Here is a 13,640-nt window from a genome sequence, read left to right as displayed (position 1 = left end):
TCAATGAAAGTCACTGAGAAAGCGGCCTAAAAAATGACTTTCGGAGCCTGTTGAATCTGTTCGCTGTCGGCAAATTTAAGCAACTCGGCATCGGTCGGATGGCCGAAGGTCGCGGCAAATAAAATCGGCGGGAAGCTCTGACGGTAAGTGTTGTAGGCCATGACCGCGTCGTTAAATGCCTGACGGGCAAATGCCACACGATTTTCGGTGGTACTGAGCTCTTCAGTCAACTGCATCATGTTCTCATTGGTTTTCAGGTTTGGGTAAGCTTCCATCACCACGTTAAGACGAGACAAAGCTCCCCCCAACACACCTTCCGCCTGGGAAAGATGCTGGATGGCGGAGGCTTCACCCGGATTGGCCGCCGCCGCTTTCAAAAAGGCTGCGGCTTCATTACGGGCTGCGACTACCGCTTCAAGGGTTTCGCGTTCGTGCGCCATCGCTTTCTTGGCGACTTCAATCAAATTGGGAATCAGGTCGTAACGACGTTTTAGCTGCACCTCGATCTGAGCAAAACTGTTCTGAAAGCGGTTTTTCAATGACACCAACTGGTTATATATATTGATCAGATAAATAATCAACAAGACGATCAATGCCAAAATCACAATCAATGTAGTACCCATAACAATTCCTTTGCCGATTTAACTGAAAACAACTCCGTCTGAAAACCGGGCAGGCCTGTTGAAAACGTTTTCGTTAACTCTCAAAGCCCATCCGCCGTTCAATAGTACAAGAAATTCATACAAATACAAACCACTGTACTCGATGAAGCCAACGAACCCGTGTCTTCCGTACCTTATGATATTTTTCAAGCCAGACTTCTAAAAAATGGACAGCACAAACAAACAATTTCCGTTTATCTTCTACAGAGGGGTTTAGAGCGGATAAAAAACCACTATAATGGAAAAAATTAACTCACTTTTTGACTGCGCGACTTTGTCGGCACAGCTACAACGAGGTAACTATTATGTCTAAGTTGATCAATGCCATTCTACTAAGTGCTTTAGCATGGCTCACTATCGTACCTTCGGCGCAGGCCGATGAGTATAACGATACCGTCAATCGTTTCCACAAAGCCAATGAGTCCAAAGACTTCTTCAAAGACGCTTACGGCTTCGCCGTATTCCCAACGGTGGGTAAAGCGGGATTCGGAATTGGCGGCGCCTACGGTCAGGGGCGTGTTTACCGCGGATTGAAACACGTCGGTAACACCTCTCTGACGCAGTTGAGCATCGGATTCCAGCTGGGTGGGCAGGCTTACAGTCAGATCATCTTCTTCAAAGACAAGCGCGCATTCGATGAATTCACCAGCGGCAGTTTCGAGTTTTCCGCACAAGCCAGTGCCGCAATCATCACGGCTGGCGCATCAGCTGAAGCGTCTACAAAAGGAACCAGCGCTTCGGCCGGTTTAACCCAAGACAGCAACAAAAGTGAAGGCCAATACTATAAAGGCATGGCGACGTTCATCATCATCAAAGGCGGTTTGATGTACGAAGTATCGCTTTCCGGTCAGAAGTTCAGCTATACGCCGAAATAAGTCCGACCACATTACTTAAAAGGGCTGAATGGCCCTTTTTTATCGTTCGGCTTAAGACAGGCTTTTTTCAAAACCTCTCTTGCCGGGGTAACCGAACCAAGACCCAACAATAAAAAGAGAATTTTATGGATTTTAGTTTTGTAAGCGATTTCTTGAGCCTGATTGCAGGATGGATGAAACCTTATCTAGGAGAGATTGGTCTTTCGATGGCGGCAACGCTGCTGGTCATTTACGGTGACGACATCACCAATGTGGTGAAACGCCAAATCGGCTCGCTACAGTTCTTTTTGAAACTCACTCTGTTCGTGATTTTCTGCGCATTCGGTTTCGCCTTGATCACATCATTCCTCACGCCGCTACTCGTCAATCTGCTGCGTGACATCCATGATGCCTGGCTACCGATCGTCATCATCGGCGGTTTCTACCTGATCGGTTTAGGCGCCCAAAAGAAAGGCATGATCTGAACGGAGCTTTCCTTCCCGTTCAGCCTAAAAGCAAAAAGCCCGAAGCGGAATCTCCGTTTCGGGCTTTTTCTTTACCAATTCACCTCTAAGAGGCCAACGCCAATTAAGTTCGGCTGGTTACCTGAACCAAGTGATAACCGAACTGAGTCTTGACCGGACCTTCAACCGAACCGACTTCGGCACTGAACACCACCTTGTCAAATTCCGGTACCATCATACCCGGTCCAAACTGACCCAAATCACCGCCGCTACGGCCTGAAGGGCAATTCGAATTTTCCTTGGCCACTTCCGCAAAATCGGCACCGTTGGCGATCTGCTCTTTCAATTCATTACATTTTTCTTCGGTATCAACCAAAATATGACGTGCCGTTGCTAAAGTCATGTTATTTCCTTTACGTTCAAAATTGTCGGATTTCAGCGGAGATTTTCATCCACGAACAGGCTCTATGTAATGACATTTCCATCGTTTTCAACCCCTTTGTGGGCTTTTTCCGCTTTTTTATGACGCAGTTGCGTACGCTCATTTATAATAACGTCTATGAAAAATTCGATGCAATCATCCAACACTGCTTACGCCTCCATTCCTATGGAATCCGTGGGGCCATTCAAACTGATCGGCGACGTCGAAACCGATGACCTGATGGTGCCCATGGCAACCTATGAGTCTCCGCTTTGGCCTTCCGTCGCACGCGGCGCACGCGTCTCCGCACGTGCCGGCGGTATCCGTGTCAGCGTCATAGACGAACGCATGACTCGATCGATCCTGTTGGAAGCACCCAATGCCGGCATCGCGGCGTTGAGATTGAACGATATCCAGAACCGACATGCCGACTTGCAGGCCGTGGTTTCGGAAACCAGCCGTTTCGCCAAACTGATCGATACCCACTATCAGGTGGTCGGCAACCTGATTTACCTACGCTTGGAATTCACCACCGGCGACGCCTCCGGTCACAACATGGTGACCAACGCGGCGGACAAGATCATTCCGTGGATACTGAACGAATACGACGATTTGAAATACGTCTCGATTTCCGCCAACTACTGCACCGACAAAAAAGTCTCAGCAGTCAACGGAATTCTGGGACGCGGTAAATACGTGGTCTGCGAAACCACCATTCCGCGTAAACTTTGTCAGCGCTACCTAAAGACCACACCGGAAGCGATTGTCGACCTGCACATCAAAAAAGACCTAATTGGCAGTATCGTTTCAGGCGGTTTACGCAGTGCCAACGCACATGTAGCGAACATGCTGCTGGGCTTCTATCTGGCGACCGGTCAGGATGCGGCCAACATCGTCGAAGGTTCTCAAGCAATCAACCATGTGGAAGAAACCGCCGAAGGCGACCTATACTTCTCCACCACCCTGCCTAACCTGATCGTCGGCAGTGTCGGTAACGGCAAAGGCTTGGACTTTGTATTGGAAAACCTGAAACAGCTCGGCTGCGATAATCCGGATGTCGAACCGGGTGTAAATTCCCGTCGCCTGGCCTGTATTGCAGGCGCGACCGCTCTTTGCGGCGAACTTTCACTTTTAGCGGCTCAGACCAACCCGGGCGAACTGATGGAAGCCCACATCAAACTTGAACGTGCGGAAAAAGCCTGACCATGAGCCAAATCACGCAACGCAAACAGGACCACATCGACGCGGTTCTGAACGATCCCCAGGTAGAGCGCCAACAAAGCGAATTCGACGAAATTCAGCTAATACACCGCGCCTTGCCTGAATTGGATTTCGCGGCAATCGACACCCAGACCCAATTTCTAGGTAAGACAATCTCCTTTCCATTCATGATTGCTTCGATGACTGGTGGCGCGGCGCAGAATCTGCAACAAATCAACCGTCATCTAGCCGAAGCCGCCGAGGCCTGTCAGGTTCCGATGGCCGTCGGATCTCAACGTGCCATGATTCTTGACCAAGCCGCTCGCGACAGTTTCGAATTACGCCGATACGCACCGACGGCTCCGTTGATTGCCAATATCGGCGCGGTACAACTGAATTACGGATTCGGAACCGATCAGGCGCAACAAGCGATCGACATCCTTGAAGCGGATGCACTCTACCTACACCTGAATCCGTTACAGGAACTCATCCAGCCCGAAGGGGACACCAATTTCAACCGACTGAGCGACAAGATTGCGGAACTGGTCGATGCACTTGAGGTGCCGGTCATCCTCAAAGAAGTCGGCTGTGGCCTGTCTCCGGCTGACATTGAACTGGGACTGAAAGCGGGCATACGACATTTCGACGTCGCCGGTCGAGGCGGTACCTCATGGAGTCGAATAGAAGCGCACCGCGCCCAAAACGATCTCGGCTTTCTGTTCCAAGACTGGGGACTCACCACCTTACAATCCTTGGCCGGGGCACAACCGTATCAAGAACAAGCCGATTTTATTGCCAGTGGTGGCATACGAAACGGCATTGACATGATAAAAGCTGTTATAATGGGGGGTCGACTATGTAGCGTTGCCGCTCCGTTACTCACGCCCGCACTGGAATCCACTCAGGCTGTAGTCGCTAAAATAGAACAGTTTAAGCAGGAGTTCGCAACAGCGCAATTTCTGTTGGGCGTTCCCACTTCAGGCGCCCTGCATTTAAAGACCGAGCTCGTTTTCCGGCAGCCGAACTCGAAGTGTTAAATTAAACCCAAATACAAACGTAAAGATTCTGCTTTGAATATGAATGTAGGCATAGACTTAATCCATTTTTCCACTTCAGATTACTACTTAGGCCTTGACGTCTTTGCTGAAGAAAAAAATATCGACGTTGATAAATTCTATATCGGGATAGGACAGGAAAAAATGTCGATCGCGCCTCCCGACGAGGATGTGGTAAGCCTTGCCGCAAAAGCCGCTGCGCCGATTCTTGAACAGATCGACAAAGACAGCATCACGGCGATTCTATTCGCAACCGAATCCGGTGTGGATCAGTCTAAATCGGCGGGCGTATTCCTGCACGGTTTGCTAAATCTCTCTTCCCGATGCCGAGTCGTAGAATTCAAACATGCATGCTATTCCGGAGCCGCTGCACTGCAGATGGCCACCATGATGGTCCGAGCCAATCCAAAAGAAAAAGTATTGGTCATCGCTGCGGACATCGCAAAATACGATGTAGACACTTCCGGTGAAGCGACTCAGGGCTGCGGAGCCGTGGCCATGCTGATCACCGAATCCCCACGCATTATCGCGATTGAACCGGGCTCGGGTTACCATACCGAAGACGTTATGGATTTCTGGCGTCCGAACCAGCGCAAAACCGCGTTGGTGGACGGCAAGTATTCCACGAAAGTTTACCTGCACAGCCTGAAACAGGCCTGGCAGCACTTTACCGAAGAGACCGGTAAAACCTTCTCGGACATCAACCATTTCTGTTACCACATCCCATTTACCAAAATGGCTGAAAAGGCACACCAAACCTTGGCGAAAGTGGCGGGAGTCAAATTGACCGATGAGGAATTCCAGGCTCAGACACTGCCGAGCCAAGTTTATAACCGTATCGTCGGTAACAGCTACAGCGCCTCCCTATTCGTGGGCTTCTGCTCGCTGCTAGACAACTTGAAAGAGAACTTGTCTGAAAGACGTATCAGTTTCTTCAGCTATGGTTCCGGGTGCGTCGCCGAGTTTTTCACAGGGCTGATGCAGCCTGGTTATGAAAAGGTATTGATGACGACCAGTCATACGCGCCAGATTGAGCAGCGCGAACCGTTGACCTACGCCCAATATCTGGCGTTCTACCACGAGGTGGAAGACGATGTGGAAAACATCGAATTCGAGGTCAATAACAAAGGTCCGTATCGATTGGCCGGCATCAGAGATCACAAACGCTATTATCAAGCCGTCTGACGGGCTTAATCCACTCTACAAGGCGAAGGAGAACCGCACATGAGAACTCGCTGTTCCGTGCCCTCCAAACTGATTCTTTCCGGGGAGCATGCCGTGCTGTACGGCTGCCCCGCCTTGAGCATGGCGATCGACCTGCCCACGCTCTGTACCCTAACCGATGACGAAGCGATCCTGGACACACCTCGCTTTGAGATCAAGCTAAAAAATTTCAATCTGAAACAAAGCTTCACCTTCGAGCAGTGGCAACTTCGTGCCGAACAGGTCGAACAACGCTTTGAAACTTACGTGAATGACGATGGAACCATTGGCTCGGTGCTAAGCGACCCTTTCGATCTGGTACTCATCACATTGGCCAAACTAGACCAAATCCAGCCTTTTTCTCCGGCCAACTGGCAATTTGAAATCGAATCCACCGCCCCGATTGGGCGTGGACTGGGTTCTTCCGCAGGTGTCATCGTCGGTGTCGTCAAAGCCGTACAGGCCAAACTGGATTGGCCGATGTCGATACCTGAAACGCTTGAACTGGCAAAACAGATCGAATCCTATCAACACGGCCTGTCCAGCGGTATCGATCCGGCCACCCTACTGTACGGTGGCCTACTCAAATACCAGTTGCACCAACCGCCACAACCGCTACCAGCCCAACCGTTCCAAGGCTGGCTGATTGACACGGGTGAACCTCAAAGCACGACCGGAGAGTGTGTGACATGGGTCAAACAACACCACCAGAACGATAAAACACTTTGGGAAGCGTTTACGCAAACCACCAACCAAATCGAACAGGCCTGGTCAAATCAAAACCAGCCTGCATTGAAACAAGCCATCAAACAGAACCATGAACTGTTGTGCAGTATCGGCGTAGTGCCAGATAAAGTGCGCGACTTTATCGGCCTACTCAATGACACCTATGATGCGGCCGGTAAAATCTGCGGTGCCGGCAGTATCACTGGGCAACAGGCCGGTATGGTATTGTGCATCAGCCAAACTTCCCCTGAAGCGCTTTGCCGTGAGTACAGCTACCCATTATGGCCGGTTACCATACAATCCCAAGGAGCTCGATGTGAACTGGATTAGCCGAGCACCCGCCAATTTGATGTTGATGGGCGAACACAGTGTAGTCTACGGCCATCCGGCACTGGCCTGTGCCGTTGATCAGTTCATTGAAATCGAGTGGCAATCGACAGATGACGGCCTGATCTGCATTGAGTCAGAACTTTCCGACTATGAACTCACCTTGGAAGAACTCAAGATCGCACCGCTTGAAGCGTTCGAACACCCGAAGCTGCGCTTTGTCATCCACGCGCTCAAAGCGTTTGCACCATCTCTACAACACGGTTTGCAGATCGTGATTAACAGCGATTTTTCATCCACCGTCGGATTGGGCAGTTCCGCCGCGGTTCTGGCCGCCAGCCTACATGGATTGAATCAAATTACCGAACAGAACCTTGATACGTCGGAACTGTTTCAAATCGGCCGTAAAATCATCCTGGCGATTCAGGGACGCGGTTCGGCAACCGATCTGGCAGCCAGCCTCACAGGTGGCGTTATCTATTTTCAACCGCAAACTCCCGAGCACCAAGCGAAGATTTTCCCTTTGAATTCGTTAGTGGTCGATGCCCTATCCCCAACCTTAATCTACAGCGGATACAAAACGCCTACGGCCGAAGTCCTGAAACAAGTCGCCGAAAACTGGGAAACACAGGAACCACTCATGCTGGAACTCTACCAACTGATGGGCAATACAACCCACCAGGCCTGCATCGCCCTGTCGGAACGGGAGTATGATGAATTCTACCGTCTCTGTAGTGTCTATCAGGGATTGATGGAAGCACTTGGCGTCAGTGATTCAACCCTATCAAAACTCATATACGCCATGGAAAGCTGCGGCGGGATTCATGCCGCAAAAATCTCCGGCTCTGGGCTAGGCGACTGTGTACTGGGGTTCGGCGACCTGCAACACTGCCCAGCTACGGCTGAGGTTGAACTTGAGGCCTACCAGAGAATTCACGTACAGCTCACGCCTTTTGGCGCGAGTACCGAAACATTGAAATGAACCGATTCCCAAAAAACGATTTAGACGGAAAAACTGAAACCATGTCATTTGAAACCACCGCAAGCCTCAGTCCACAGGATTTTGTAAACCAGGTTATTGGGCACACCGCCGAACATTCAGCACTGGCCAATCCGAAAACAGAAGGCTTTGGAGAAGCGCCGGTCAATATCGCGCTCAGCAAGTATTGGGGAAAACGTGAAAAATCGTTAAATCTGCCGATCAACGGCAGTGTCTCGATCAGCCTCCCGGGGTTGGGAACCCAAACCGAACTGACATTGACCGAAGGCAAAGAGGATCAGATTGCCCTTAACGACAAACTTCTCGAACCTCATCACCCTTTTTCGCAGCGTTTAAGCCGTTTTCTGGACTATTTCAGAGCGACTGAAAACACAGCCTTCCAAGTCGACACCGTCAACAGCGTACCAACTGCAGCCGGCCTAGCTTCATCGGCATCAGGATACGCCGCACTGGTGCTTGCCCTAAACGACCTGTTCCAATGGCAACTACCGATGGAAAAACTTTCTTTATTGGCACGCCTCGGAAGCGGCAGTGCCAGCCGTTCACTCTACCCCGGCTTTGCGGTCTGGCATAAAGGGGACCGAACGGACGGCATGGACAGTTACGCCGAAGCCATCGAGGCAGAATGGCCGGAGCTGTGCATTGGATTGTTGAAAGTGGATGTCAGTGAAAAACCAGTTGGTTCAAGCGTAGGAATGCAACAGACCGTCGATACCTGCGAACTCTATCAGGCCTGGCCGGAAAAGGCTGCGAAAGACATGCAGACCATTCAGAAAGCCATCGAAAAGAGAAACTTCAGCCTGTTGGGACAAACCGCGGAGCACAACGCCTTAAGCATGCACGCTACGATGATTGCGACCTGGCCGCCGATCGTCTATTGGCAACCGGAATCGGTCGCAGCCATGCACAAGATCTGGCAACTTCGCGAGCAAGGAGTCGAAGTCTATTTCACAATGGATGCAGGGCCGAATCTTAAATTGCTGTTCCTAGAAACAGAAAAGCCTGCAATCTTGCAGGCTTTTCCGGAAATGAGTGTGATTCAACCTTTCAAACAGTGATCACACAGCCATTATTTGACGACGGATAGAGTCGGCTTTTTCTTATCGGATTTTGGTTTATCGGATTTGGAACCATCCGTTTTAGCCGGCTTTTCACTGCCTTTTACAGCCGTCAAACCTGGCTTACTCGAACTCCCGATTTCCTCTTCAGGATAAGGCTCTGCCGGGAACGGCATGCCTTGACCATTTTCACGTGCGAAAATCGCCAGAACCGCCTCAGGCGGGAAACCGACACGCTGTTCGACGCCTTGAAAACGGGCCATGAACTGGAACCAGTCGTTCTTCAACTCCAACCCGACCACTGCGGAAGGTGCGATGTTCAATACAATCACCCCCTCCTGAGCGAACTGCTGAGGGACTGTGATTCCCGGATAATTCGCATCCACCTGAACGTGCGGTGTCCACTCGTTATCCACCATCCATTCATACATCGCACGGATGATATAAGGACGATTTGAAATCATCAGATCACATCTCGCATATCAAGTTCGTCGTCCGACAAGCTTTCGGTAAACATCTCTCTTTCCAAAACCTTCTTCGCATAATCCAAGATCGGTTTCGCAGATTTCGGCAAATCGATGCCCAACGAAGGCAGACGCCATAATAGAACTGCCATGCTCACATCAACCAATGAGTATTCTTCACTCATGAAAAACGGCTTATGCTCGAACACAGGAATCAACTGAATCAAACGCTCAAGCAAATCACGACGGGCCTTCTTCACCTCGTCAGCGTCCGTACCGTTGCTAACGGTCTCAACCAATGGGTACCACTCTTTTTCGATCTGACGCAACATCTGACGGGCGCGCGCTTTAGAGATCGGATCAACCGACATCAATGGTGGATGCGGGAAACGTTCATCCAAATATTCGATGATGACTTGAGGATCGTACAAAACCAAATCGCGATCCACCAAAGTCGGCAAAGTCCCATATGGATTTAATTCCAACAAATCTTCCGGCAAATTTCCTTCTTCAACAGAAACCACTTCCAAAGGAATGTCTTTTTCTTTTGCCACTAAACGCACACGGTGAGAACTTGGGCTTTTTGGATCGGAAAACAGCACCATAACAGAACGTTTAGTAATTGGAATATCGGACATCTAAGCTCTCCTAAGCTAAAAAACAACGGATTGATATTTTTTTAAGTATTTGAATAGTATACACCCCTTGTCAACCCCCCTGACGGTGCCCTGAAAACGGTCTTCAAATCCCAACAGGCCTGCTGAGATTAAGTTAGGCTTTAAAGAAGCGATTAAAACGCTAAAATGCACCTATACACTAAGGAATTAATGCCGGAACGAGAACAATGTTTTGCCGAACGGCCGGTTTTTTACGTCGACCGATTTACGTAAACTGGAATCCACTTCAATCACTCTTATTGTTTAAAGGTAAACAGAATGACCAATCTAGTTCGCATTGATGCCAGCGCTCGGCCGCACACCAGCTCACATTCAAAACAACTGGCCGATTTTTTCCAACAACAATGGCTGGAAAAGCACCCGGGCGGTCAGGTCATTCAGCATGACCTGGTTGAACTGGAACTCGAACACATCAACGAAGACTTCATCAACGCCATGTATACGGCCAAGGAAGAGCGCACCCTGAAACAGGAGCAGACTTTAGAGTTGTCCACCCATTTCGTAGAAGAACTTAAAAATGCGGACACTTTGTTGATTAGCACGCCGATGTATAACTTTAGCGTTCCTTCTTACCTCAAGACCTACATCGACCTGATTACGAGAAAAGGGGAAACCTTCCGTTACGGCGAACACGGCCATGAAGGCTTGCTGGACGTCCCCCAGACCGTCGTCATCATGGCGTCCGGCGGAGACTATACACCACCGAATGATGCCGAGAACTTCGTCACCCCTTACCTGAAAACCATGCTGAAATACAACGGCATCGATGCGGTAACAACGATCGAAGCATTTGGAATGAGCCTAGGCGAAGAGAAACGCCAACAGAGCCTCGACAACGCCGAAAAAGCGATTCAGGATCTACTGGCCTAAAGAAAATAAAAGAATCAGGCGTCCTTCAAACCGAATGCAATGCCTTGACGGATATCTTCATAGCCTTGCTGTAATGCGAACAGACGATCCACCCCTAAAGCCACACCGCTGCAATCCGGCAACGGAAGATCTTCCAGCGTTTGCAGCAGTCTTTCATCAAGAGGAATCGATGGCAGCGCCATACCCTTTCGTTGTGCAAGGGAAGCTTCGAAACGTTGGCGATATAGCTCGGCATCAGCCAATTCATGGTAACCGTTGGCCAACTCCATGCCGTTCACGAACACCTCGAAACGCTCCGCCACCGTCGGATCCTCTTCACTGATCTGAGCCAACGCCGCATCTCTGGCGGGATAATGGTAAAGAACCGAAATCGCCCCCTGGCCGAGCTGAGCTTCAATCACTTCGGTCAGCACCAATTGCTCCCAAAGTGCTTTATCGTCCTCATCCACGCCAACGATTTCAGGCACACCATGCTTGTTCAGGCAATCCATACATTCCTGCGCCGTCGCACTTCCAATATCATCGATGCCCGCATAACGTTGAAAGGCCTGCTTATACGATAAACGCTCGACCGACCATTCTTCGGGCAATACAGCTTGGATCAATTCAACGACTTCATCCATCAAATCGAACATCGAAAATCCGATCCGGTACCACTCCAACATGGTGAACTCCACCTGATGCCTAGGGCTCAAATCACCGTCTCGGAATACCTTGCCTAAATAGAAGATATCGCCGCTCCCTTCGCACAGAAGCCGTTTCATAGGGTATTCGGGAGAAGTGTGCAAATAGTAACGCTGGCGATCAGTTTCACCGGGCACACGGACATCGGTGAACAACGAATGCAAATGCACATCCGGTACGCCGGCCTGGGAGAGCATCGGGGTATCCACCTCGATAACCGCGCGGGCATAAAAAAACGCCCGCAGAGTTTGCAACAACTGCGAGCGTTTTTTCAGCCTTTCCGGTAGTGAGCCTTGCCCACCACACGAAATGTTTTCGGAAAAACTTGGCTTATTTGGCACGTGAAACGTACTCACCCTTTTCGGTGTTCACGATCACTTTCTCACCGATCTGGACGAACAACGGTACCTGAACCACCGCACCGGTGTTCAAAGTTGCCGGCTTACCACCTGTTCCAGCGGTATCGCCTTTCAGACCAGGATCGGTTTCAACCACTTCCAACGTCACTTGCTTAGGCGGCGTAACCGAAATCGGCTGGCCGTTGAACAAAGTCACCGTACACATATCCTGTTCCGTCAACCACTTGGTAATATCCGCAACCGCCGCTTCTTCCGCCTGATACTGTTCAAAGCTTTCAGGGTCCATGAAATGCCAGTATTCACCGTCGTTGTAAAGATATTGCAGGTCAGTGTCTACAACGTCCGCCGCATCCACTTTTTCACCGGACTTGAACGTCTTCTCCAATACACGCCCTGTGACCAGGTTACGGTATCTAACACGGTTGAACGCCTGACCTTTACCCGGCTGAACAATCGTATTCTCAATAATCGAACAAGGCTGGCCGTCCATCAAGAACTTCAAACCGCCTTTAAATTCATTAGTACTGTAAGTTGCCATATCTTTACCTAAGCTGTTGCCTTAAAATAGTATTCAAAAATAAAATCATTATATTTTAACTTAAAAGCCAGGCGGTGAAAATACAACTGCGGGCAAACATACAATCATCCATCCAGCAGACAGACGCCGTTTTTCATGATGCAGCCACTCGCACAGCTTCACAAACAACTCGAACTAAACCTCGACGAATCGCTCGAGCGAGAAACCGGTTTTCGTTTCAAGGCGCATACCGACTTTATCGAACGCATCGAGCCTGGCAATCCTGACGACCCACTGCTCAAACAAATTCTGCCAATCAAAGAAGAGTTGCGCCCTCACCCCGACTTCAAACTCGATCCGGTCGGCGATCTGAACGCCAACCCGACCCCGAGCCTGATTCATAAATATCACGGTCGCTTACTGCTGATGGCAAGCCCGAAATGCGACATCCACTGCCGCTACTGTTTTCGACGCCACTTCCCCTACGGAGAACAGATCAACCAACGGCATTGGGAGACCGCCCTGCAACAAATTGCCGACGACAACACAATCCACGAAGTCATTCTCAGCGGCGGCGACCCTTTCAGTCTGGCGGAAAACGCGATGGTGACGCTGATTGAAAAGATCGAACGGATTGCACATGTGCGTACCTTACGCATCCACACCCGCACCCCGATCGTAGCACCGAGTAAAGCGCCGCGCGGAAAATTGCTGGAATGGGCTGAAAACAGCCGTTTGCAAAAAGTGATGGTGGTGCATTGCAACCACCCGAATGAATTGAGCGACAAAACCGCCGAGCTGATGAGTGTGTATCGCCTGGCAGGATTTCACCTATTGAATCAAAGCGTGCTACTGAAAGGGGTCAACGATTGCAGCGAGACCTTGGCCGAACTCAGCCATAAACTGTTTTCGCAAGGCATTCTGCCCTACTACCTGCACCAACTGGATCGTGTTCAAGGTGCCGCGCACTTTGAAGTGGACGATGCGACCGCACAAACACTCAAGAAAACATTAATGGAGAGCCTTCCCGGCTATCTGGTACCCAAACTGGTTCGGGAAATTGCCGGACAACCGCACAAAACCCCGCTCTAATACAAAA

The 13,640-nt window shown here is 50.1% G+C and carries 16 protein-coding genes; 10 read left to right on the top strand and 6 right to left on the bottom strand.

Features of this window, described 5'->3' with window-relative positions:
- Nucleotides 1–26: 26 nt before the first annotated feature.
- On the bottom strand, nucleotides 27–623 hold the full coding sequence (locus QCB45_RS06480) for a LemA family protein (RefSeq protein ID WP_279420053.1): 597 nt from the start codon (nucleotides 621–623) through the stop codon (nucleotides 27–29).
- 344 nt (nucleotides 624–967) lie between these two features.
- On the opposite strand from QCB45_RS06480, the gene QCB45_RS06475 reads away from it, so the two are divergent.
- Complete coding sequence (locus QCB45_RS06475; protein ID WP_279420052.1) at nucleotides 968–1,537, top strand: lipid-binding SYLF domain-containing protein; 570 nt, start codon at nucleotides 968–970, stop codon at nucleotides 1,535–1,537.
- A 125-nt stretch (nucleotides 1,538–1,662) separates the two neighbouring features.
- Nucleotides 1,663–2,001, top strand: coding sequence for a DUF3392 domain-containing protein (locus QCB45_RS06470; protein WP_279420051.1), 339 nt, complete (start codon nucleotides 1,663–1,665; stop codon nucleotides 1,999–2,001).
- Between the two features lie 103 nt (nucleotides 2,002–2,104).
- Here the strand turns inward: QCB45_RS06470 and QCB45_RS06465 are convergent, their stop codons facing one another.
- Complete coding sequence (locus QCB45_RS06465) at nucleotides 2,105–2,383, bottom strand: peptidyl-prolyl cis-trans isomerase (protein ID WP_279420050.1); 279 nt, start codon at nucleotides 2,381–2,383, stop codon at nucleotides 2,105–2,107.
- A gap of 168 nt (nucleotides 2,384–2,551) precedes the next feature.
- Here QCB45_RS06465 and QCB45_RS06460 point away from each other — a divergent pair, with 168 nt between their 5' ends.
- From QCB45_RS06460 to mvaD, 6 genes are read left to right on the top strand one after another with little or no spacing between them, the layout of a single operon-like run.
- Nucleotides 2,552–3,604: a hydroxymethylglutaryl-CoA reductase gene (locus QCB45_RS06460; RefSeq protein ID WP_279420049.1), complete on the top strand. Its 1,053-nt coding sequence runs from the start codon at nucleotides 2,552–2,554 to the stop codon at nucleotides 3,602–3,604.
- Between the two features lie 2 nt (nucleotides 3,605–3,606).
- Complete coding sequence (gene fni / locus QCB45_RS06455) at nucleotides 3,607–4,638, top strand: type 2 isopentenyl-diphosphate Delta-isomerase (RefSeq protein ID WP_279420048.1); 1,032 nt, start codon at nucleotides 3,607–3,609, stop codon at nucleotides 4,636–4,638.
- Nucleotides 4,639–4,677: 39 nt separating this feature from the next.
- Nucleotides 4,678–5,841 carry a hydroxymethylglutaryl-CoA synthase gene (locus tag QCB45_RS06450; protein WP_279420270.1) on the top strand — a complete coding sequence of 388 codons (1,164 nt, stop codon included), beginning with the start codon at nucleotides 4,678–4,680 and terminating at the stop codon, nucleotides 5,839–5,841.
- A gap of 39 nt (nucleotides 5,842–5,880) precedes the next feature.
- Entirely contained in the window at nucleotides 5,881–6,915 is a 1,035-nt protein-coding gene (locus QCB45_RS06445; RefSeq protein ID WP_279420047.1) for a hypothetical protein, read from the top strand.
- A complete protein-coding gene (locus QCB45_RS06440; RefSeq protein ID WP_279420046.1) occupies nucleotides 6,902–7,894 on the top strand; it encodes a GHMP kinase in 993 nt (330 codons plus the stop codon). Before QCB45_RS06445 ends, QCB45_RS06440 begins: the two co-directional genes overlap by 14 nt.
- Before the next feature lie 41 nt (nucleotides 7,895–7,935).
- Entirely contained in the window at nucleotides 7,936–8,970 is a 1,035-nt protein-coding gene (gene mvaD / locus QCB45_RS06435) for a diphosphomevalonate decarboxylase (RefSeq protein WP_279420045.1), read from the top strand.
- 11 nt (nucleotides 8,971–8,981) lie between these two features.
- Here mvaD and QCB45_RS06430 read toward each other — a convergent pair whose 3' ends face one another.
- A complete protein-coding gene (locus QCB45_RS06430) occupies nucleotides 8,982–9,434 on the bottom strand; it encodes a ClpXP protease specificity-enhancing factor (protein ID WP_279420044.1) in 453 nt (150 codons plus the stop codon).
- Nucleotides 9,434–10,072: a glutathione S-transferase N-terminal domain-containing protein gene (locus tag QCB45_RS06425; protein ID WP_279420043.1), complete on the bottom strand. Its 639-nt coding sequence runs from the start codon at nucleotides 10,070–10,072 to the stop codon at nucleotides 9,434–9,436. Before QCB45_RS06425 ends, QCB45_RS06430 begins: the two co-directional genes overlap by 1 nt.
- Before the next feature lie 297 nt (nucleotides 10,073–10,369).
- On the opposite strand from QCB45_RS06425, the gene QCB45_RS06420 reads away from it, so the two are divergent.
- Complete coding sequence (locus tag QCB45_RS06420) at nucleotides 10,370–10,981, top strand: NAD(P)H-dependent oxidoreductase (RefSeq protein ID WP_279420042.1); 612 nt, start codon at nucleotides 10,370–10,372, stop codon at nucleotides 10,979–10,981.
- A gap of 14 nt (nucleotides 10,982–10,995) precedes the next feature.
- Here QCB45_RS06420 and epmA read toward each other — a convergent pair whose 3' ends face one another.
- Together epmA and efp are read right to left on the bottom strand one after the other, a co-directional pair.
- The gene (epmA, locus tag QCB45_RS06415) at nucleotides 10,996–12,006 is read right to left on the bottom strand and encodes an EF-P lysine aminoacylase EpmA (RefSeq protein WP_279420041.1); all 1,011 of its coding nucleotides are present in this window, start codon (nucleotides 12,004–12,006) and stop codon (nucleotides 10,996–10,998) included.
- Nucleotides 11,996–12,562 carry an elongation factor P gene (gene efp, locus QCB45_RS06410; RefSeq protein WP_279420040.1) on the bottom strand — a complete coding sequence of 189 codons (567 nt, stop codon included), beginning with the start codon at nucleotides 12,560–12,562 and terminating at the stop codon, nucleotides 11,996–11,998. Before efp ends, epmA begins: the two co-directional genes overlap by 11 nt.
- A 135-nt stretch (nucleotides 12,563–12,697) precedes the next feature.
- Here efp and epmB point away from each other — a divergent pair, with 135 nt between their 5' ends.
- Nucleotides 12,698–13,633, top strand: a complete 936-nt coding sequence (epmB, locus tag QCB45_RS06405; protein WP_279420039.1) for an EF-P beta-lysylation protein EpmB — start codon at nucleotides 12,698–12,700, stop codon at nucleotides 13,631–13,633.
- Nucleotides 13,634–13,640 lie beyond the last annotated feature (7 nt).

The organism is Thiomicrorhabdus sp. ZW0627, assembly GCF_029767005.1.
In the GTDB taxonomy this organism is placed as follows: Bacteria; Pseudomonadota; Gammaproteobacteria; order Thiomicrospirales; family Thiomicrospiraceae; genus Thiomicrorhabdus.
Note: the sequence above shows the minus strand (reverse complement) of the source record. Positions and strands in the feature narration are given on the sequence as shown.